The sequence below is a fragment of the Rhizobacter sp. genome (genome assembly GCA_019635355.1).
Lineage (GTDB): Bacteria > Pseudomonadota > Gammaproteobacteria > Burkholderiales > Burkholderiaceae_C > Rhizobacter.
Genome location: JAHBZQ010000001.1, coordinates 4,244,912 through 4,264,488, shown reverse-complemented (window position 1 = coordinate 4,264,488; position 19,577 = coordinate 4,244,912). Strand labels below are relative to the sequence as shown.

Genomic DNA, 19,577 nt, shown 5'->3' with positions numbered 1-19,577 from the left:
CCCACAAGGCCCGGCAGGCGTGCGCAGATCGCCCGACCCGCGCCGGGCCGGCGCGCTTCAGCCGTTGGCGGCCATCGCCGCAGCGCGGCGGCGGCGCTCGCGGCTGTTGGTCAGGTGGGTGCGCATCGCGGCACGTGCCGCTTCGGCGTCTTGCGTGGCGATGGCCTCGTAGATGCTCTCGTGCTCGCGGTGCACGCGCCGCAGGTATTCCAGCCGCTCGGCCTCTTCGGAGCGTTCGGGCTGCAGGCGCACGCGCGGGATGGCGGTGATGCCGAGCGCGCCGATCAGGTCGGCATAGCGCGGGTTCTGCGTCGCCTTCGCCAGCTCGGAGTGGAAGGTGAAGTCGGCCGCGACCGCATCGCGCCCCGCCTCCACCGCGGCGCCGAACTCGTCGAGCGCCTGGCGCATGACCACGAGGTTCTCTTCGGTGCGGCGCTGGGCGGCGAGCGCCGCCGCTTCGGTCTCCACGCCGATGCGCAGCTCCAGCACCGAGATCACGTCGCGCAGCGTGGCGAGCTGCTCGGGTCCGATGCGGAAGGCGCTCGCATCGCCGAGGCCGACCACGAAGGTGCCGATGCCGTGGCGGGTCTGCACCACGCCCGAGGCCTGCAGCTTCGACAAGGCCTCGCGCACCACGGTGCGGCTCACGCCGAAGGCTTCCATGATGGCCGCCTCGGTCGGCAGCTTGGCGCCGATCTCGAGCGCACCCGCGCGCACCTGCTCGGTCAAGGCGTCGACAAGATCCATCGCCAGGTTGCGGGGTTTGGATCGCTTGCTGGCCGCGGCGGGCAGGTTCATTCGGAAGGCGGAGCTGGTTGTATGACGACAGAAATGTAGCGCGGCCCGGCACGCGGTGGTGCCGGGCCGGACCCTCAGAACGCCATCACGCCGAGGCCGTCACCGGCGACACGAAGGCAATCAGCCGCCCCATGTTCGACACCCAGTTCGCGGTGGAGATGCCCAGCGGCTGCTCTTTCACCACATAGGGGTCGATGCGCGGCGGGTCGGCCGCGTCGTAGGGCGAGGTGTCGTACACGTCGCCCACGTGCTTGCTCATGTACTCGTTGCCGAGGTGCGGCGTGGCCGGGCCGTTGCCCTTGTAGGCGTTGGTGACCTGCGGCAGCCGTGTGAGCCAGTGGTTCTTGCTGCCGAGGTCGTCGACCACCGCCTGCGCCTGCGCTTCGGTCACCGTGGGGGTGGTCATGACCGCGCCCTCGTAGAGGTCGGGGAAGTCGACCTCGCGGATGGAGAAGTACTTGGGCAGCGCGCGCGGCTTCTTCGTGTTGAGCGGTGAACGTGCAACCAGCTCGGCCACTTGCGCATCGGTCATCGAGTTGAGCTGCTCGTAGGTCGCGCGCATGCCGGTGATGTTGATGTTGCGGCCTTGCGAGTAGTGGCTCAGCGTGTTGCGGTGGTCGTGGTTGAAGTAGTACGCGCCGTTCCAGATGTTGGAGCCGTAGCGGTGCACGAAGCGGCCGACGTTGGTGCCGAGCTCGATGTAAGTCGGGTGCGTGCGGCCGGCCAGCAGCGGGTTGTCGGCGATCTGCTGCGGCGTGAGCTTGCAGGTCTCCAGCCAGTCGAGCGCTTCGGGCACGCGTGCCAGGTACTTGCGGTCGCCGGTGAGGCGGAAGTAGTTGAAGAGCTGCTGCACGTTGGTCTGCGTGGTGTGCGTGGCCAGGCCGCGCGGCTCGTAGCTGCGGGCCGCCGCGGGGGCGCCGGCCGGCCGGCCGTTGCGGTCGGTCGCCAGGTGCTGCAGGCCCCAGCCGGCTTGCGGGCCGGGCTGCTGCAGGCGGCGCAGGCACTCCATCGCGCGGTGGATGTAAGGCACCAGGTGCGTCGCGCCCAGGCCCACCACGCACATCAGCAGGAACTTGATGTTCTCGCCGGCCACGTCGTCGTTGAAGGTGACCATCGTGGTGTAGTCGCCGTCTTCCATGCCGGCCCACGAGCCCTCGGGCAGCTGCTGCGGGTTGGGCCGCGGCATCGACGAGATCGCGTTCGGGTTCACCGGCCAGCGCTGCGGCCAGCCACCATCGGCCACGCCCCCCTTGAACTGCGCCGAGAGCACGAAGCTGATCGCCTTGAGCACCGGCACGAGGAAACGCGGGTCGCGCTTTTCCAAATACATGCGCAGCAGGAACTGCGACGACACCGCCGTGCCCGCATCGTCGAAGGTGGCGTTGCCGTAGTAGTGCTGGAACTCCTCGAGCCGCCAACCGTTGGCGCCGATGGTCGTGTACCACTGGCGCAGCGAGCGTTCGCCGGCGAAGTCGTAGATGTAGTTCCAGCCGCCCGCCGGGTGTTGCGCTTCGACGAGTGCCTTCGCGGTGCGGTGGGCCGCGTCGTAGAAATACTCCGAGCCGGTGGCGTGGTAGGCGTCGAGGAAGGCGTGGCCCGCGGTCGGCGTGCCGGGAGGTTGGATCCAGCACATCGTGCGCTTGGCCTCCATCTCGCCCCAGATGGTCGAGAAGTCGGGCAGGTACTGCCACACGTAGCCGCCGCGGTACGACACGGTCTCGTTCATGAACTTCGCGGCGCGTTTCATCGCGTCGAGCGCCGCGGCGCGTGTGCCGGTGGCCGGCGGCGTGGGGGTGGCCGGCGCCTGCAGGGCCGCGGCGCGCTCGCCGTCGGTCGTGGCCACGGTCTGGGTGGCGTCCTCGCCTCCGCCGCAGGCGGTCAGCGCCACCGGCGCCAGGCTGGACATCACGAACATCCTTCGTTGCATGGGTTGTCTCCTCTGTGAAGTTTGATCTGAGTCATCAGTCATCGTATGACTGAGCGGCGGAGTGTGCGTTTCATCACGACTCGCCGCCAAGAGGTGACCCCTGCGCGCTCCAGGGCATCCCGAAGAATCAGGGTTAGCCCGCTATGAGCCCACCCGGCCATCAACGACGATCGCTCTGTTGTACGACAACCTACAACACCGGCCCGAGGCGTGTCTGGCGTTCTGCCGACTGCCTTGCCCTCGATGCTTCCCTGCCCTCTCTGACGCCCGACTGAGCCCGTTGCCATGCCTGCTGCCGTCACGCCCCTGCGCTTCTCCCGCTTGTTGATGACCGGCGCGGCCGGCGGCCTGGGCCGCGAGCTGCGCGGCCGGCTGAAGGCTTATTGCGACACGCTGCGCCTGTCCGACATCGCCGATCTCGGCCACGCCGCCGCTGGCGAAGAGCTGCGCCCCGCCAGACTCGAAGACCGCGAGGCCATGCTGGCGCTGCTGGCGGGGGTGGATGCGGTGGTGCACCTCGGCGGCGTGTCGACCGAGCAGCCGTTCGATGCGATCCTGCAGGCCAACATCGTCGGCACCTACAACCTCTACGAAGCCGCGCGCAAGCAGGGCGTGAAGCGCATCGTCTTCGCGAGCAGCAACCACGTCACCGGCTTCTACCGGCAAGACGAGGTGATCGACGCCCATGCCCCGCTGCGCCCCGATGGCCACTACGGCATCTCGAAGGCCTACGGCGAGAACCTCTCGCGCTACTACTGGGACCGCTTCGGCATCGAGACCGTGTGCCTGCGCATTGGCTCCTCATTCCCCGAGCCGAAAGACCGCCGCATGCTGGCCACCTGGATGAGCTACGACGACCTCGAGCGCCTGGTGATGGCGAGCCTCACCGCGCCGGTGGTGGGCCATTCCATCATCTACGGCATGAGCGACAACGCCACCACCTGGTGGGACAACACGCTCGCCCGGCACATCGGCTACCGCCCGCAGGACAGCTCCGAACCATTCCGCGCCGCCGTCGAAGCGCGCCACCCGACGCTCGACTTGAACGACCCCGCCGTCATCTACCAGGGCGGCGCGTTCACGCGCACCGGCCCATTCGAATAAGCCCCACCCATTCCACCAGGAGACACGACATGAAAAAACTGATTGCCCTCGCCGCCTTGCTCGCCCTCGGCACAGCGCCATTTGCCACACAGGCCACCGAATTCCGCTCCTCCGACATCCACCCCGAGGACTACCCCACCGTGCTGGCCGTGCGCCACATGGGCGAGACCATCGCCAAGGCGACGAACGGCAAGCACAGCGTGAAGGTGTTCGCCAAGTCGGCCCTCGGCGCCGAGAAAGACACCATCGAGCAGACCAAGCTCGGCGCGCTCGCGATGACGCGCGTGAACGTCGCGCCGATGAACAACATCTGCCCGGCCACCATGGTGCCGACCATGCCCTTCCTCTTCCGCTCCACCGAGCACATGCGCAAGGTGCTCGACGGCGCCATCGGCGACGAGATCCTGAAGGACTGCGAAGCACAAGGCTTCATCGGCCTCGCCTTCTACGACTCGGGCTCGCGCTCGATCTACTCGGTGAAGAAGCCAGTCAAGAGCATCGCCGACACCAAGGGCATGAAGATCCGCGTGCAGCAGAGCGACCTGTGGGTGGCGCTGATGGGCGCGATGGGCGCCAACGCCACGCCGATGCCTTTCGGCGAGGTCTACACCGCGCTCAAGACCGGCCTGGTCGACGCGGCGGAAAACAACTACCCCAGCTACGAGAGCAGCCGCCACTTCGAAGTCGCCAAGTACTTCAACAAAACCGAGCACTCGATGGCCCCGGAGATCCTGCTCTTCTCCAAGCGTGTGTGGGACACCCTGCCGCCCAACGAGCAGAAGATCATCCGCGACGCGGCCAAGGAGTCGGTGGTCTACATGCGCAAGCTCTGGGACGAGCGCGAAGCCAAGTCGCTCGCCACGGTGAAGGCCGGTGGCGCCGAGATCATCGAAGTGGACAAGGCCTCGTTCCAGTCGGCCATGAAGCCGGTGTACGACAAGTTCCTCACCGACCCGAAGCTGCAGGCGATGGTCAAGCGCATCGGCGAGGTCAAGTAAGCCTCACCACACCCCTCTGACCCGACCCGAGACGAGAAGAAGTCCCTCTCCATGTACACCCGCCTCTGCGCCGCCATCGCGCGGCTGTGCCTGCGCCTGGGCGTGGCCGGCCTCGTGCTGCTGATCATCGCCGTGCTCTACCAGGTGATCGGCCGCTACATCTTCAACGACACCCCCACCTGGGCCGAAAGCTCGGCCGTGCTGCTGGTGCTCTACGTGACCATGCTCGGCATGGCGGTGGGTGTGCGCGACGCGGGGCACATCGGGCTGGAGAGTTTTCTCGCGCTCGCCCCCGAGTGGCTGCGGCTCAAGATGGAACTCCTGATCCACGTGCTGGTGTTGGTCTTCGGGCTCTTGATGGCCTGGAACTGCGGGCTGCTCGCCGAGAGCGTGTCGGGCTACAAGATCCCGACGCTCGGTGTCTCCGAAGCCTTCAAGTACGCCCCGCCCGCGGTGGCGGGTGTGCTGGTGGCGATGTTCTCTGTCGAGCACATCATTGCGCTGGTGCGTGGTGAAGAGGTGGTCCCGTCATGGCACTGACCATCCTCTGCGTGAGCTTCCTGGTGCTGCTGCTGCTCGGCGTGCCGGTGGCGTTCTCCATCGGGCTCTCGTCGCTCGCGACCATCCTGTACGAAGGCCTGCCGCTCGCGGTCGGCTTCCAGCAAATGATCTCGGGGATGAACCCGTTCTCGTTCCTCGCGATCCCGTTCTTCATCTTCGCCGGCGAAATCATGATGTACGGCGGCATCGCCGACAAGATCATCGACTTCGCGAAAGCCGTGGCGGGCCACGTGCGTGGCGGCCTCGGCATGAGCAACGTGCTCGCCTGCACGCTCTTCGGCGGCGTGTCGGGCTCGCCAGTGGCCGACGTGTCGGCGATGGGCGCAGTGCTGATCCCGCAGATGAAGAAGGAAGGCTACGACGCCGACTACGCGGTCAACGTGACCACGCACGCGTCGCTGGTGGGCGCGCTGATGCCCACCTCGCACAACCTCATCATCTTCACGCTCGCGGCCAGCGGCAAGGTGAGCATCGCCGCGCTCATCCTCGCGGGCATCGTGCCGGCGATCATCCTCACGGTCTGCAACCTCGCGGCGGCCTACTTCGTGGCCGTGAAGCGCGGCTACCCGGCGGGCAAGTTCCCGGGCTGGGCCATCGTCGGGCAGTCGTTCGCGCTCTCGCTGCCGGGCCTGCTGGTGGTCGTGATCATCATCGCGGGCATCTTGTCGGGCGCGTTCACCGCCACCGAGTCGGCGTCGGTCGCGGTGGTGTGGGCGCTCTTCCTTGCGGCGCTCGTCTACAAGCGCCTCACGCGCGAGCAGTTCCTGAAGGCGGCCGCGAAAGCGGTGAAGACCACCGGCACCGTGCTGCTGCTGATCGGCATCAGCTCGATGTTCGGCTACCTGATCGGCCTCTACGGCGTGGCCGAGCTGACGGGCAAGGCACTCGCCTCGATGACGAGCTCGCCCTGGGTGATCTTCCTGTGGGTGAACATCATCCTCTTCGTGCTGGGCACCTTCCTCGACATGGCGGCGACGATCCTCATCTGCACGCCGATCTTCCTGCCCATCTGCCAGCAGTACGGCATGACGACCGAGCAGTTCGGCATCGTGATGCTGATCAACTGCGCGCTCGGCCTCAACACACCGCCGGTGGGCACCACGCAGTTCGTGGGCTGCACCATCGGCGAGGTCTCGGTGGGCACGGTGATGAAGACCATCTGGCCCTTCTACGGCGCGCTGATCTTCGCGCTGATGCTCGTGACCTACGTGCCGGGCTTCGCGATGTGGCTGCCCAACCTGATCCTGAAGTGAGGCGCATGTGGGCACCGTCGTCTATGTGAGCAATGCCGACAGCGGCGACATCTCGGTGTTGTCGCTCGATGAGAGCGCCGGCACGCTGACCACGCTGCAGACGGCTGAGGTCAGCGGCATGGTGATGCCCATCGCCATCAGCCCCGACCAGCGCTTCCTCTACGCTGCACGGCGCAGCGAGCCGCTCGCGGCCGTGGCCTTCGGCATCGACCCCCAGAGCGGTCGCCTCACGAAACTCGCCGAAGCGCCGCTGCCCGACAGCATGGCCTACCTGTCGACCGACGAGACCGGCCGCTGGCTCTTCAGCGCCTCCTATGGCGGCAACATCGTCGCGGTGAGCCCGATCGGTGCCGATGGCAAGCCGCGGCCGTCCACGCAGCAGATCCCCACCGCTCCCAAGGCACACTGCATCCGCGTGCTGCCGGGCAATCGCCACGTGCTCGCCACCTCGCTCGGCGGCGGGCACATCCTGCAGTTCCGCTTCGATGCCGACACCGGCGCGCTCTCGCCCAACGAGCCCTACCCGCTTGCGATGCGCACCGAGGCCGGCCCACGCCATCTGGCGCTCCACCCGCGCGCGCCCTTCGTGATGCTGCTCAACGAGCTCGACGCGAGCCTCGACGTGCTGGTGCTCGACCGCGAGCGCGGCACGCTCCACCCGCTGCACACCGCCAGCACGCTGCCGCCCGGCTTCAGCGGCGAGCCCTGGGCCGCCGAGCTGCGCTTCACGCCCGACGGGCGTTTCCTCTTCACCAGCGAGCGCCGTTCATCCACCCTCGCCGCTTTCGCGGTCGACGCCACGAGCGGCGGCCTCACGCTGCTCGGCCACACCACCACCCAGGCCCAGCCGCGCGGTTTTGCCATCACGCCTTCGGGCCGCTTCCTCATCGCGGCGGGCCAGGTGTCGCATCGCCTGAGCGTGTACCGGATCGACCCCGCGACCGGCGCGCTCACCCTCACGGCCGAGCATGCCGCCGGCCGCAACCCCAACTGGGTCGAAGCCCTGTCGTTCACCTGAGGTCACGGCCGTGAAGCACCACCCTCGCACGCGACTCGCACCGCAAGCGGCACGCGCGCTGAACCGGCACGGCTGACCGCCGCGCCACCCTCCCTTCGCTTTCTTCACCCCCTGGGCGCGATGGCTCCAGCGCCCGGGCTGGGCAGACCTTTGCCCAAAAACATGCCCACGGGCCGCTCACAACACCATGTCGAGGAGATTCCTGATGAACACACCCACCTTCAAGATCGGCCTGCTCGCCACCGCGGCGCTGCTGGCCAGCGGCAGCGCGCAGGCGCAATCGAGCGTCGTGCTCTATGGCCTGGTCGACCTCGCCGTCGACCACTACAAGGCCGGCAGCGCCTCCGGCGCCGGCAACGTGTGGAAGTTGAACGATGGCGTCGTCAACGGCCTCAACGGCTCACGCTGGGGCGTGCGGGTGAGCGAAGACCTGGGCGGTGGACTCAAGGCCAACGCGGTGCTGGAGAGCGGCCTCAGCGCCGACAACGGCACGCTGGGCCAGGGTGGCCTCGCCTTCGGCCGGCAGGTGTTCGTCGGCCTCTCGCAGGCTTCGCTCGGCGAGCTGCGCATGGGCCGCCAGTACATCCTCTCCGACTCGGTGATGGGCCTCACCAACCCGTATGGCAATGCCTCGGTGGCCAACCAGGGCACCGCCAGCACCAACGCCGGCCGCAACCTGCCCTTCTGGCTGAACGCACCGCGCGCCAACAACGTGATCCAGCTCGCCACACCCAACCTCGGCGGCTTCACCGGCACGCTGCAGCTGGCGCCGGGCGAAGGCACGGCCGACCGCTTCCACGGCGTGAAGCTCGGCTTCGGCAGCGGCCCGTTCAACATCGCCGCCTCCTACGAGTGGAACAAGTCGCGCACGACTGGCGAAGACACCAACAAGTCCTTCACCTTCGGCGCCAACTACAACTTCGGCCCGGTGAAGCTGCTCGGCGGCATCCAGATGAACCAGGACCTGGCGCTCGGCGCCGGCAACGGCGCCTTCACCGGCAACAACCTGATCGTCACCTACGCCGGCCCGAGCTTCACCGCCGACGAGATCAACGGCTACAGCATCGGCGTGCAGGTGCCGGTCGACCGATTCACTTTCGGTGCCAACTACTCGGGCGTGAAATACGAAAACGCCGCCGGGGCCAACGCCACGCTGGGCAAGGCTGCGCTGATGGGCTGGTACACCCTGTCGAAGAGCACGTTCCTCTACTCCGGCGTATCGTTCTCCACGGGTGACCTGAAGGACTACATCGCCGAGAACCGCGTCTTCCAGGCGGGCATCCGCATGGCCTGGTAATGCGGCACTTCGACAAGCTCAGTGCGAACGGACTCAAACCGTTCGGGCTGAGCCTGTCGAAGCCCCAGATCCACACTCGCAAGGAGACTCTCATGCACCGCCGCCACCTGCTGCTCGCCTCGACTCTCGCGCTGCTGCACGCACCGCTCGCCTTCGCGCAAGACGCGTGGCCCGCCAAGCCCATCCGCATCGTCGTGCCCTTCGCGGCCGGCGGCACGAGCGACGTGCTCGCGCGCCTGATCGGCGACAAGCTGCAGGCCTCGCTCAAGCAGACCGTGCTGGTGGAAAACAAGGCCGGCGCCGGCGGCGTGATCGGCGCCGACGCGGTGGCCAAGTCGCCCGCCGACGGCTACACGCTGCTCCTGGGCACCATCGCGAGCCACGCCATCAACCCGGCGCTGCAGCCCAAGATGCCCTACAACGCGCTGAGCGATTTCTCGCAGGTCATCCTGCTCGGCAGCATCTCCAACGTGCTGCTGGTCGGTGCCACGCAGCCCTACAAGACCGTGGCCGACGTGATCGCCGCCGCGAAGAAGTCACCCGGCAGCCTGAGCTTCGCCTCGGCCGGCCAAGGCAGCTCGCAGCACATGTCGGGCGAGCTCTTCAAGCTCTTGGCGGGCGCTGACGTGACGCACGTGCCCTACAAGGGCAGCGCGCCGGCCATCCAAGACGTGATCGGCGGCCAGGTGCCGATGAGCTTCGAGACAGTGACGGTGGCGGCGCCGCACATCCAATCGGGCAAGGTGCGTGCGCTCGCCGTGACCTCGGCGAAACGAAGCGCCGCGCTGCCCGACACGCCCACCTTGCAGGAAGCGGGCGTGGCCGGTTTCGACGTGGCGAGCTGGCAGGCGTTCTACGCGCCCGCCGGCACGCCGCCGGCCATCGTCAACAAGCTCAACAGCGAGATCGAGAAGATCCTCTCGATGCCCGATGTGAAGGCGCGGCTCGACGGCCTGGGCCTCGTGCACACGGCCAACACGCCCGCGGAGTTCACCGCGTTCAGCAAGGCCGAAATCGCCAAATGGACGCGCGTCGCGAAGGAAGGCAAGGTCAAGCTGGATTGAGACCCTCATGAAGCCGCTCCTCATTTCGATGCACGGCCACGACAACGTGGCCATCGTCGCCAACGACGGCGGCCTGCCCGCGGGCACCGTGCTGCCCTCCGGCCTGAAGCTCGTCGACAAGGTCCCGCAAGGCCACAAGGTGGCTCTCGTCGACCTGAAGGCCGGCGACGAGGTGCGCCGCTACGACGTGCCCATCGGCCGCGCCGCAAAAGACATCCCCGCCGGCAGCTGGGTGCACGAGCGCCTGCTGCAGATGCCCGAGGCGCGCTCGCTCGACGGTTTGCCGAAAGCGACGGTGAAGCCCGCACCCACCGAGCCGCTCACCGGCTACACCTTCGAGGGCTACCGCAACGCCGACGGCTCGGTGGGCACGCGCAACATCCTCGCCATCACCACCACCGTGCAGTGCGTGGCCGGCGTGCTCGACTTTGCGGTCAAGCGCATCAAGAGCGAACTGCTGCCGAAGTACCCCCACGTCGATGACGTGGTGGGCCTGGAGCACACCTACGGCTGCGGCGTGGCGATCGACGCGCCCGATGCGGTGATCCCCATCCGCACGCTGCGCAACATCAGCCGCAACCCGAACTTTGGCGGCGAGGTGATGGTCGTCAGTCTCGGCTGCGAGAAGCTGCAGCCCGAACGATTGCTCCCGCCCGGCACCTTCGCCATCGTCGACGAACGCGCGGAGGCCGAGCCGCTCGACGTGGTGTGCCTGCAAGACGAAGCGCACATCGGTTTCATGTCGATGATCGACGACATCATGGCAACGGCCGAGCGCCACTTGCAGAAGCTCAACGCTCGCAAGCGCGAGACCGTGCCCGCGAGCGAACTCGTGGTCGGCGTGCAATGCGGCGGCAGCGATGCCTTCAGCGGCGTCACCGCCAACCCCGCCGTCGGTTTCTGCACCGACTTGCTCGTGCGCGCCGGTGCCACGGTGATGTTCAGCGAGAACACCGAGGTGCGCGACGGCATCGCCCAGCTCACCTCACGCGCCACCACCCCCGACGTGGCCGACGCGATGATCCGCGAGATGGCCTGGTACGACGCGTACCTGAAGCGCGGCAGCGTCGACCGCAGCGCCAACACCACACCAGGCAACAAGGCAGGCGGCCTGTCCAACATCGTCGAGAAGGCGATGGGCTCCATCGTCAAGAGCGGCAGTGCGCCGATCAGCGGCGTGCTCTCGCCCGGCGAGAAGCTGCAGCAGAAGGGCCTGGTCTACGCCGCCACGCCCGCCAGCGATTTCATCTGCGGTACGCTGCAGCTCGCCGCTGGCATGAACCTGCACGTCTTCACCACCGGCCGCGGCACGCCCTACGGCCTGGCCGAATGCCCGGTCATCAAGGTGGCCACACGCACCGACCTCGCCCGCCGCTGGCACGACCTGATGGACGTGAACGCCGGGCGCATCGCCGATGGCGAGGCGAGCATCGAAGACGTGGGCTGGGAGTTGTTCCAGCTGATGCTCGACGTGGCGAGCGGGCGCCAGAAGACCTGGGCCGAGCAGTGGAAGCTGCACAACGCGCTGGTGCTGTTCAACCCGGCGCCGGTGACCTGACCGACGCTAGCGCTTGGCGTGCTTCACCACGAGGCGCTGCACCGTGCCGATGGCACGGCTCGTCCACGGCGCGCCGGTCGTTTTCTCCAGGAAAAGATTGGGACTGCCGGGGCTCGCACCGAGCTTCCAGCTCACGCCGAGCGCGTTGCCATCGGTGAGCGCGAGGATGCGCACGTTGCCCACCGCGTTGTCGAGCGGCAGCGGGCCCTCCAGCGTGGTGCTGCGCTCGCAGGCGAAGGAAAAGACGAACTCGTAGACCTCGTCGCGGTCGTAGTCGTCGAAGGCGCTCGTCGATGCGAGTGCCGCAAGCTCGTCGAGCGAGCGCACGCAGCCGGGCTCGGCCAGATCGCACTCGTTGGCCAGCAGCTTCAGCGCCTTGCGCAGCACCCGCTCGGCACCGGCGTGCGACCGTGCGCTGAACACCACGGTGCCGTTGGTCTGGAACGATTGCGGCTCGGTGGCGCCGGCCGCTTCCATCGCCGCTTCGAGCTGCGCGCGGGTGGGTGCGCCCGGCCGCCCGAGGTTGACGTTGCGCAGAAACGCCGCGAACTTCACGGCGGATCGCGGTGGTGATGCGGCAGCTGCGGATTGGCCGTGGCCCAGGCGAGCTTGTCTTCGAGCCAGATCTCGTAGCGCGGCGGGAAGCGCTCGGGCTCGTCGAGCGTGGCGGTCGTCAGCTCGATCTCATGCAGCGCGTCGTTGCGCTGGTAGGCGATGGGCGTGCCGCAGCGGGCGCAAAAGCTGCGCTGCACGGGCGGCGTCGAGCGGAAGGTCGAGGGAGGCGCGCCCAGCCACGTGAAGCGTTCAAGGGGCACCACCAGCCACGCCACCGGCGTGGCGCCGCTGGCGAGCCGGCAGCTGCGGCAATGGCACACGCTGCTGGTCGATGGCTCGCCGCTGAAGCGGTAGCGCACCGCGCCGCAGAGGCAGCCGCCGCTGGTGTCGAGGCCCGCCATGCCGCCCTCGCTCAGCCGATCTCGACGGAGGCGCTCAGCGGCACGGCGCGCCGCAGGGCGTCCGCCACCGGCGAGTGCCGGTCGGCCCACGCCACGAGCGCCTTCAGTTGCTCCGGCGAGGCCCCTTCGGCGGCAAGGCTCACCTTCAGGCGCACTTGCAGCGGGCCGGGCGGCACGTCGTCGCTCAAGCCGAGCATGCCGCGGTCGTTCGAGTCACTGTCGACGGCCACCTCGAGTTTCGTCAGCGTGACCCCGGTCTGCGCCGCACGCAGCGCGATCATCGAGGCGTTGCAGTTGGCGAGCGCCGCACGCAGCAGCCAGCCCGGTGTGGGCGCGCTGCCGCCGCCGCCCACGGCCTTCGGCATCTCGCTCACGAGCGTGGCGCCATTCGGGCCTTGGGTCTCGAAGCGGAGGCCACCTTGCCAGGCGGCCACCGCGGTCGAGTCGGTCGTGGGCCCGAATTCCGGGTGTTGCTCGAAATGCTGGAGGACGCCAGCCAAGGCCGCGCGGATCTGAGTGGTGCTCATGGAGTCTCCTTCGGTTCAGGCCGGACCGGCCTTCAAGGCACGTTGAAACTCTGGTGCGGACAGCACCTGCGAGACCAGATCGTTCAGGGTCGTTTGCAGGCTTCGCGCGTAGTCGTCCACGCCATAGTGGAGCCAGCGGGCATGCACCTGCGAACGGCCGATGAACCCCTCGCGCCAGACCTCCTGCCCGGTATCACGCCGGACCAGCGCAACGCGCACCGCCAGCAACAGGTCGGTCCGGGTGCTGCGAAAGCCGCGCTCGGAGATGGTGTCATTCAGGCTCTGGATCGCCACACGAAGCAGCAAGGGCGATTCCGCCAGTTCGGCGATGCCGGCCTGCTTGATGCCAGCTTCGAAGGCCTGCTGCGTGTACTCGCTGAGCGGTCGATCGGTCGCCCACGTGCCGGACATGAGTTGGCCGTAGCCGTTTCGCTTGTTGACCAGGATGCGCTTGTCCTCGCGGTAGCGCGCATCTTCGACAGCGACGCCTGACAGCCTGGTGTCGCTCAGAAGGCCCCGTGGCATCGGCAACAGCAAGGACTGCGGCTGGTACTGAAAGGTCCCCTCAGTGCGCATGAGGGCACAGCCCGTCAGGACGGGGAGCGTGAGCAGCATCACCGCGGAGGCAAGCAGTCGCAGCATGACATCGAAGCATCGTGTAGGGTCCGCCAGTTTATCGACGGACCTTCCCCGCGCTCACCTCACCAGACAGGGCCGCTTGGGGTCGAACTTCCAGTTGGGCACCAGGTACTGCATCGCGATCGCGTCATCGCGCGCGCCGAGGCCGTGCTGCCGGTAGAGCGCGTGTGCCTTCTCCACCTCGGCCATGTCGAGCTCGATGCCCAAGCCCGGCTTCTTCGGCACCTGCACGTGGCCGCCCACGATCTTGAGCGGCTCTTTCGTGAGGCGCTGGCCGTCCTGCCAGATCCAGTGGGTGTCTATCGCCGTCACGCGGCCGGGCGCTGCGGCGCCGACGTGGGTGAACATCGCGAGCGACACGTCGAAGTGGTTGTTCGAGTGCGAGCCCCAGGTGAGGCCCCAGTCGCGGCAGGTCTGCGCCACGCGCACCGAGCCGGCCATCGTCCAGAAGTGCGGGTCGGCGAGCGGGATGTCGACCGATTGCAGGCTCAGCGCGTGCGTGAGCTGGCGCCAGTCGGTCGCGACCATGTTGGTGGCGGTGGGCAGGCCCGTGGCACGGCGGAACTCGGCCATCACCTCGCGGCCGGAGAAGCCGTCTTCGGCGCCGCACGGGTCTTCGGCGTAGGCCAACACGCCGCGCATGTCGCGCATCAGGCGGATCGCGTCTTTCAGGAGCCAGCCGCCGTTGGGGTCGAGCGTGACCCGCGCGTCGGGGAAGCGCTCGTGCAGCGCCGTCACCGCCTCGACCTCGGCCTCGCCGGCCAGCACGCCGCCCTTGAGCTTGAAGTCGTTGAAGCCGTAGCGGGCACGCGCCGCTTCGGCGAGGCGCACGATGGCCGCGGGCGTCATCGCGGCCTCGTGGCGCAGGCGCTGCCAGTCGTCGGCATCGGCGGGCTCGTCGGCCGGCGCGGTGTACGGGAGGTCGGTCTTCGTGCGGTCGCCCACGAAGAAGAGGTAGCCCAGCATCTCCACCGACTCGCGCTGCTGGCCTTCGCCGAGCAGTGCGGCCACCGGCAGACCGAGGTGCTGGCCCAGCAGGTCGAGCAGCGCCGACTCGATGGCGGTGACGACGTGGATGGTGGTGCGCAGGTCGTAGGTCTGCAGGCCGCGCCCGCCAGCATCGCGGTCGGCGAAGCGCTCGCGCACCGTGCGCAGCAGGCGCTGCACGTCACCGACCGGTTGGCCGACGATGAGGCATGACGACTCTTCCAGCGTCTGGCGGATCTTCTCGCCGCCCGGCACTTCGCCCACGCCGGTGCGGCCGGCGTTGTCGGTGAGCACGACGAGGTTGCGGGTGAAGAACGGGGCATGTGCGCCGCTCAGGTTGAGCAGCATGCCGTCGCGTCCGGCGACGGGGATGACGCGCATCTGCGTCACACGGGGCGTGTCGTGATTCATGGCTCAGTCGGCGGTGATCTTGCGGGTCTCGATCAGCTTCTTCCAGCGCGCGGATTCGCCCGTCTGGAACACGGCGAACTGCTCGGGCGTGTTGGCCACGACCTCGATGGCGATCTTGCTGAACTCGGCCTTGACCGCGGCGTCGTTGAGCGACGCGACCAGGGCCGCGTGGAGCTTGGCCTTCACGTCGTTCGGCAGGCCCCGCGGCGCGGCGATCCCTTGCCACGAGTACACGTCGACGCCCTTCACGCCGCTCTCGGCGAGCGTGGGCACGTGGGGCAACACGGCCGAACGCTTGTCGCCGGTGATCGCCAGTGCGCGCAGCTTGCCGCTCTGGATGTGCTGCAGCACGGCGTTGACGTTCTGGAATGAGGTCTGCACCTGGCCGCCGAGCAAATCTTGAATGGCAGGCGCGCCGCCCTTGTAGGGCACGTGCGAGCCGCTCGTGCCCGTCTGCAGCCAGAAGAGTTCGGCGGTGAGGTGGTCGGACGAGCCGTTCCCCGATGACGCGAAGCTCATCTGGCCCGGGTTCTTCTTCAACTCGGCGATCACGTCGGCCACGCTCTTGAGCGGCGACGCGGCCGGCACGACCAGCACGTTGGGCGCCTGCACGGCGACCGTGAGCAGGTCGAAGTCCTTGCCGGCGTCATACGGCACGCCCTTGATCAGGTGCGGCGCGATCACGAAGGGGCCGAGCGAGGACACGAGCACGGTGTAGCCGTCGGCCGGCGAACGTTTCACCTGCCCGGCGCCGATGGTGCCGGTGGCGCCGGGCTTGTTGTCGACGATGACATTGGTGCCGAGTTTTTCCTGCAGCTTGGGCGCGAGCACACGCGCCAGCGAGTCGGTCGAGCCGCCCGGGGGGAAGGGCACGAGCAGGGTGATGGGCTTGTCGGGCCAGGCATGGGCGGGCGCGGCGGCCAGGGCGGTGAGTGACAGGCACAGGGCAGCGAGCAGGGACTTCATCGGCGGGTCTCCAAGTGGGCGCGACCGACCACTGGTAGCGCTTCCATGTCTGAATGGTAGCGCTACCGGTTGAGCGCATCCACGTCCGATTTCGAGGGTTAACCCTTGGTTTTAAGTCGTCTGGTCAGCTGCTGCCGCGCTCGATGACCTGGAAGCCCAGGTCGATCACCTTGTCGCCCACCGGCCGGCCCGCCGCGCGGTCGACGATGAAACGCGCGGCCTGGCGGCCGATGCCGGTGCCGTCGATGCGCACGGTGCTGAGCGCGGGGTGGGTGTCGCCGGCGAAGGCGAGGTCGCCGAAGCCGACGACCGACAGGCGCTCGGGCACCGAGAGGCCGCGCGCCGCCGCTTCGGTCAGCACGCCCAGCGCCAGCAGGTCGGAGCTGCAGAAGACGCCGTCGACCTCGGGCGATTGGGCCAGCAGCCGGGCCAGGCCCTCACGCCCGCTGCGCAAGGTGGTGGGCGCGGGCACGCGCAGCACGGGGATGTCGGCGTCGAGCCCCAGCGCCTTGGCCTCGGCGATGAAGCCGCGGTTGCGGCGCTCGGCGCGCTCGTCGTCGCCGCTCAAGAGCGCGAGGTGCTTGCGGCCCTTGGCATGCAGGTGGCGCACCACGGCGGCAGCAGCATCGGTGTGCGAGAAGCCGACGAGCATGTCGATGGGGGTGGGCGTCAGGTCCCAGGTCTCGACGACGGGGATGCCGCTGGCGAGCAGCCGCTTGCGCCCTTCGGCCGAATGCATGATGCCGGTGAGCACGATGCCGTCGGGGCGGCGGCCGATGATGGCGTCGAGCAGTGCGTCTTCGCGCGAGGCGGTGTAGCCGCTCTGGCCGAGCATGAGCTGGTAGCCGGCCGCGTCGAGCTCGTGCGTCAGCGACTGCACCATCTCCATGAACACCGGGCCGGCGATGGTCGGCACCACGGCCGCGACGAGGCGGCTGCGCGACGAGGCCAGGCCACCGGCCATTCGGTTGGGCACGTAGCCGGTCCGGGAGACAGCGTCGCGCACACGCTCGAGCGTTTCCTTCGCGACCTGCTCCGGTGTGTTGATCGCACGTGAGGCGGTGATGGGGGAGACCCCGGCCAGTCGCGCCACGTCGCCCAGCGTGATGGCGCCGGCACCGCGGCGGCGCCTGGGCGTCTGGGGCGGAATCGTCGGCTCGCTCATGAGGTCAGTGTAGCGATGGCAACGCTACCAACGCGGGAGTCTGAGCGGGCGCGGAGCCGGGGTGGCGTGCTCCGCTCATGTCCCCCGACAAAGGCCGCTCCCGCGGTCTTTGTCTCCTCCTCTACTTCGCTGCGCACGCCACCCCGGCCCCGCGCGGGCGAGCGCTCTGGCATCGGTCGCCTTCAGCGTGCGAGGCGGAGGCCGGTGAACTGCCAGGTGGCGCCGGTGGGGAAGAAATTGCGGTAGGTGGTGCGCACGTGGCTGGGCGGCGTGGCCAGCGAGCCGCCGCGCAGCACCATCTGGTTGACCATGAACTTGCCGTTGTACTCACCCACGGCGCCGGCGCTCGCGTGAAAGCCGGGGTACGGCAAGTAGGCGCTCGAGGTCCATTGCCAGGCGTGGCTGGTGAGCTGGCGCAGCTCGGGGCAGGTGGTGGCCGCGTGCTCCCACTCGGCTTCGGTCGGCAGGCGTGCGCCGGCCCAGCGGGCATAGGCGTCGGCTTCGAAGTAGCTCAGGTGCAGCACGGGTTCGTGTGCTTGCACGTCTTGCAGGCCCGAGAGGCCGAAGGCTTGCCAGCCGCTCGCGCCCTGCTGCCAATACGCCGGGTGTTCCCGCGCCTGCGCCTTCACCCAGTCCCATCCTTCGGACAGCCAGAGGCCGGGCTCGCGGTAGCCACCGGCTTCGATGAAGCCGGCGTACTCGGCGTTGGTGACGAGGCGCGAGGCGATCTCGTAGCGTGGCAGGTAGACGCGGTGGCGCGGCGACTCGTTGTCGAACGCAAAGCCCGCACCGTCGTGGCCGATCTGCACCACGCCTTCTTCGAACGTGTGCCATTGCAATGGCGACGCCGGTGCACTCGCCCCGCTCTCGGCGGCACGGTAGGCGGGCTTCAGCGGGTGGCACGAGAAGAGATGCAGCACGTCGGTGAGCAGCAGCTCCTGGTGCTGCTGCTCGTGGTGCAAGCCCAGTTCGACGAGCTGCAGCGCGTCCTGCGGCAGGCGCGGCAGCAGCGCGAGCACCCGGCGGTCGACCGCCGCGCGGTAGGCCCGTACCTCGTCGAGCGAGGGCCGCGTGAGCAGCCCGCGCTGGGGCCGCGGGTGCTTGTCGCCCACCGCGTTGTAGTACGAGTTGAAGAGCACGCGGTACGCGGCGGCGTGCGGCACGAAGCCGGGCTCGAAGCGCTCGAGCACGAAGGTCTCGAAGAACCAAGTGGTGTGCGCGAGGTGCCACTTCGCGGGGCTCGCATCGGGCATCGATTGCGCGCTGGCGTCTTCGGCCGACAGCGGCGCGGCCAGTGCGTCGGTGTGCGCGCGCACCGCGCGGTAGGCGGCGTTCAGGGCGTGGGCGTCGAGCTCGTTCATGGCGTGGCCAGCACCACCGCGAACCAGCGCCGTTCGTCCGTCCACGCCACGCTGTGGTGGAAGCCGGCCGCGTGCAGCAGGTGGGCGAAGCCTTCAATGTCGTACTTGTAGCTGCTCTCGGTGTGGATGCGCTCGCCCGGCGCGAAATGCCGCCCACCACCGGGCCAGTGCACGTCGACCTCGGTCTTGGCTTCGAGGTGCATCTCGATGCGCGAGGCCTCGGGGTTGAAGAAGGCGCGGTGGCGCCACTGGTGCAGGTGGAAGTCGCTGCCCACCAGTCGGTTCACATGGTCGAGCGCGTTGAGGTTGAAGGCGGCGGTGACGCCGGCGGCGTCGTCATACGCAGGCTCCAGCACCGAGACCTCCTTGCGCAGGTCGACGCCAATCAGCAGCGCGCCATCGTGCTCGACCAGGCCGCGCATGCGGGCGAGGATGTCGAGCGCCTGCGGTCTGTCGAAATTACCGATCGACGAGCCGGGGTAGTACACGAGCCGGTGCGCACGCGGCAAGTCTTCCGGCAAGACGATCGCCTGCGTGAGGTCGCCGCCCACGGCGTGCACCTGCAGCTGGGGCATCTCGTCGCGCAGGCGCTGCGCGGCTTCGGTGAGGAAGTCGGCCGAGATGTCGACCGCCGCATAGCGCGCCGCGTCGATCGCGCGGCAGAGGAAGCGGGCCTTCTCGCAATTGCCGGCGCCCGGCTCGATGACGATGCGGCCCTTGCCCACGCGGCGGGCGATCTCGGCGGCGTTGCGCGCCACGATGGCCTGCTCGGTGCGCGTCGGGTAGTACTCGGGCAGGCGGGTGATCTGCTCGAACAGGCGCGAGCCTTTGGCGTCGTAGAAGTACTTGGGCGAAATGCTGGGCTCGGGCCGGCTCAGGCCTTCGATGATCTCGTGCGCGGGTTGGGCGGGCATGCTCTCTCCTCGTGTGCGGCCTGCGGGACTTCCAGCCGGCCATGTTCGTCGGAGGCATCGCACCCGCACAAGC

At 68.4% G+C, this 19,577-nt stretch carries 19 protein-coding genes; 8 read left to right on the top strand and 11 right to left on the bottom strand.

Annotated features, from left to right (window positions below; all coding sequences use genetic code 11):
• Positions 1 to 57: 57 nt before the first annotated feature.
• A complete protein-coding gene (locus KF892_19895) occupies positions 58 to 798 on the bottom strand; it encodes a FadR family transcriptional regulator (protein MBX3627281.1) in 741 nt (246 codons plus the stop codon).
• Positions 799 to 883: 85 nt separating this feature from the next.
• Positions 884 to 2,725 carry a pectate lyase gene (locus tag KF892_19890; GenBank protein MBX3627280.1) on the bottom strand — a complete coding sequence of 614 codons (1,842 nt, stop codon included), beginning with the start codon at positions 2,723 to 2,725 and terminating at the stop codon, positions 884 to 886.
• A gap of 285 nt (positions 2,726 to 3,010) precedes the next feature.
• On the opposite strand from KF892_19890, the gene KF892_19885 reads away from it, so the two are divergent.
• The 8 genes from KF892_19885 to garD all read left to right on the top strand — a co-directional run bounded on the left by KF892_19885 (position 3,011) and on the right by garD (position 11,578).
• Positions 3,011 to 3,829 carry an NAD(P)-dependent oxidoreductase gene (locus KF892_19885; GenBank protein ID MBX3627279.1) on the top strand — a complete coding sequence of 273 codons (819 nt, stop codon included), beginning with the start codon at positions 3,011 to 3,013 and terminating at the stop codon, positions 3,827 to 3,829.
• Positions 3,830 to 3,858: 29 nt separating this feature from the next.
• Positions 3,859 to 4,827, top strand: a complete 969-nt coding sequence (locus tag KF892_19880; protein MBX3627278.1) for a TRAP transporter substrate-binding protein — start codon at positions 3,859 to 3,861, stop codon at positions 4,825 to 4,827.
• A 51-nt stretch (positions 4,828 to 4,878) separates the two neighbouring features.
• Complete coding sequence (locus tag KF892_19875; protein ID MBX3627277.1) at positions 4,879 to 5,367, top strand: TRAP transporter small permease; 489 nt, start codon at positions 4,879 to 4,881, stop codon at positions 5,365 to 5,367.
• Positions 5,358 to 6,641 carry a TRAP transporter large permease gene (locus tag KF892_19870; protein ID MBX3627276.1) on the top strand — a complete coding sequence of 428 codons (1,284 nt, stop codon included), beginning with the start codon at positions 5,358 to 5,360 and terminating at the stop codon, positions 6,639 to 6,641. Before KF892_19875 ends, KF892_19870 begins: the two co-directional genes overlap by 10 nt.
• Positions 6,642 to 6,648: 7 nt before the next feature.
• Positions 6,649 to 7,659 carry a beta-propeller fold lactonase family protein gene (locus KF892_19865; protein ID MBX3627275.1) on the top strand — a complete coding sequence of 337 codons (1,011 nt, stop codon included), beginning with the start codon at positions 6,649 to 6,651 and terminating at the stop codon, positions 7,657 to 7,659.
• Between the two features lie 205 nt (positions 7,660 to 7,864).
• The gene (locus KF892_19860; GenBank protein MBX3627274.1) at positions 7,865 to 8,956 is read left to right on the top strand and encodes a porin; all 1,092 of its coding nucleotides are present in this window, start codon (positions 7,865 to 7,867) and stop codon (positions 8,954 to 8,956) included.
• Between the two features lie 92 nt (positions 8,957 to 9,048).
• Positions 9,049 to 10,020: a tripartite tricarboxylate transporter substrate binding protein gene (locus tag KF892_19855; protein ID MBX3627273.1), complete on the top strand. Its 972-nt coding sequence runs from the start codon at positions 9,049 to 9,051 to the stop codon at positions 10,018 to 10,020.
• Between the two features lie 7 nt (positions 10,021 to 10,027).
• Positions 10,028 to 11,578, top strand: a complete 1,551-nt coding sequence (gene garD, locus KF892_19850; protein ID MBX3627272.1) for a galactarate dehydratase — start codon at positions 10,028 to 10,030, stop codon at positions 11,576 to 11,578.
• Positions 11,579 to 11,584: 6 nt separating this feature from the next.
• Here the strand turns inward: garD and KF892_19845 are convergent, their stop codons facing one another.
• The 9 genes from KF892_19845 to egtD form a co-directional block, all read right to left on the bottom strand.
• On the bottom strand, positions 11,585 to 12,133 hold the full coding sequence (locus tag KF892_19845) for a DUF1697 domain-containing protein (protein ID MBX3627271.1): 549 nt from the start codon (positions 12,131 to 12,133) through the stop codon (positions 11,585 to 11,587).
• On the bottom strand, positions 12,130 to 12,534 hold the full coding sequence (locus KF892_19840) for a GFA family protein (protein ID MBX3627270.1): 405 nt from the start codon (positions 12,532 to 12,534) through the stop codon (positions 12,130 to 12,132). Before KF892_19840 ends, KF892_19845 begins: the two co-directional genes overlap by 4 nt.
• 11 nt (positions 12,535 to 12,545) lie before the next feature.
• A complete protein-coding gene (locus KF892_19835) occupies positions 12,546 to 13,061 on the bottom strand; it encodes an OsmC family protein (GenBank protein MBX3627269.1) in 516 nt (171 codons plus the stop codon).
• 15 nt (positions 13,062 to 13,076) lie between these two features.
• On the bottom strand, positions 13,077 to 13,703 hold the full coding sequence (locus tag KF892_19830; GenBank protein ID MBX3627268.1) for a hypothetical protein: 627 nt from the start codon (positions 13,701 to 13,703) through the stop codon (positions 13,077 to 13,079).
• A gap of 54 nt (positions 13,704 to 13,757) precedes the next feature.
• Positions 13,758 to 15,098: a glucarate dehydratase gene (gudD, locus tag KF892_19825; protein ID MBX3627267.1), complete on the bottom strand. Its 1,341-nt coding sequence runs from the start codon at positions 15,096 to 15,098 to the stop codon at positions 13,758 to 13,760.
• 3 nt (positions 15,099 to 15,101) lie between these two features.
• Positions 15,102 to 16,064, bottom strand: coding sequence for a tripartite tricarboxylate transporter substrate binding protein (locus KF892_19820; protein ID MBX3627266.1), 963 nt, complete (start codon positions 16,062 to 16,064; stop codon positions 15,102 to 15,104).
• 124 nt (positions 16,065 to 16,188) lie between these two features.
• Positions 16,189 to 17,229 carry a LacI family DNA-binding transcriptional regulator gene (locus tag KF892_19815; protein MBX3627265.1) on the bottom strand — a complete coding sequence of 347 codons (1,041 nt, stop codon included), beginning with the start codon at positions 17,227 to 17,229 and terminating at the stop codon, positions 16,189 to 16,191.
• Positions 17,230 to 17,411: 182 nt separating this feature from the next.
• Positions 17,412 to 18,590, bottom strand: coding sequence for an ergothioneine biosynthesis protein EgtB (gene egtB, locus KF892_19810; GenBank protein ID MBX3627264.1), 1,179 nt, complete (start codon positions 18,588 to 18,590; stop codon positions 17,412 to 17,414).
• Complete coding sequence (egtD, locus tag KF892_19805) at positions 18,587 to 19,504, bottom strand: L-histidine N(alpha)-methyltransferase (GenBank protein MBX3627263.1); 918 nt, start codon at positions 19,502 to 19,504, stop codon at positions 18,587 to 18,589. Before egtD ends, egtB begins: the two co-directional genes overlap by 4 nt.
• Positions 19,505 to 19,577 lie beyond the last annotated feature (73 nt).

Excerpts from the sequence above, each read along its gene's own strand:
- KF892_19820 (MBX3627266.1), bottom strand. The coding sequence starts at position 16,064 with ATGAAGTCCCTGCTCGCTGCCCTGTGCCTGTCACTCACCGCCCTGGCC.
- KF892_19875 (MBX3627277.1), top strand. The coding sequence starts at position 4,879 with ATGTACACCCGCCTCTGCGCCGCCATCGCGCGGCTGTGCCTGCGCCTG.
- egtB (MBX3627264.1), bottom strand. The coding sequence starts at position 18,590 with ATGAACGAGCTCGACGCCCACGCCCTGAACGCCGCCTACCGCGCGGTG.
- KF892_19860 (MBX3627274.1), top strand. The coding sequence starts at position 7,865 with ATGAACACACCCACCTTCAAGATCGGCCTGCTCGCCACCGCGGCGCTG.
- KF892_19885 (MBX3627279.1), top strand. The coding sequence starts at position 3,011 with ATGCCTGCTGCCGTCACGCCCCTGCGCTTCTCCCGCTTGTTGATGACC.
- egtD (MBX3627263.1), bottom strand. The coding sequence starts at position 19,504 with ATGCCCGCCCAACCCGCGCACGAGATCATCGAAGGCCTGAGCCGGCCC.
- KF892_19870 (MBX3627276.1), top strand. The coding sequence starts at position 5,358 with ATGGCACTGACCATCCTCTGCGTGAGCTTCCTGGTGCTGCTGCTGCTC.
- KF892_19815 (MBX3627265.1), bottom strand. The coding sequence starts at position 17,229 with ATGAGCGAGCCGACGATTCCGCCCCAGACGCCCAGGCGCCGCCGCGGT.
- gudD (MBX3627267.1), bottom strand. The coding sequence starts at position 15,098 with ATGAATCACGACACGCCCCGTGTGACGCAGATGCGCGTCATCCCCGTC.
- KF892_19830 (MBX3627268.1), bottom strand. The coding sequence starts at position 13,703 with ATGCTGCGACTGCTTGCCTCCGCGGTGATGCTGCTCACGCTCCCCGTC.
- KF892_19840 (MBX3627270.1), bottom strand. The coding sequence starts at position 12,534 with ATGGCGGGCCTCGACACCAGCGGCGGCTGCCTCTGCGGCGCGGTGCGC.
- KF892_19880 (MBX3627278.1), top strand. The coding sequence starts at position 3,859 with ATGAAAAAACTGATTGCCCTCGCCGCCTTGCTCGCCCTCGGCACAGCG.
- KF892_19895 (MBX3627281.1), bottom strand. The coding sequence starts at position 798 with ATGAACCTGCCCGCCGCGGCCAGCAAGCGATCCAAACCCCGCAACCTG.
- garD (MBX3627272.1), top strand. The coding sequence starts at position 10,028 with ATGAAGCCGCTCCTCATTTCGATGCACGGCCACGACAACGTGGCCATC.
- KF892_19855 (MBX3627273.1), top strand. The coding sequence starts at position 9,049 with ATGCACCGCCGCCACCTGCTGCTCGCCTCGACTCTCGCGCTGCTGCAC.
- KF892_19835 (MBX3627269.1), bottom strand. The coding sequence starts at position 13,061 with ATGAGCACCACTCAGATCCGCGCGGCCTTGGCTGGCGTCCTCCAGCAT.
- KF892_19890 (MBX3627280.1), bottom strand. The coding sequence starts at position 2,725 with ATGCAACGAAGGATGTTCGTGATGTCCAGCCTGGCGCCGGTGGCGCTG.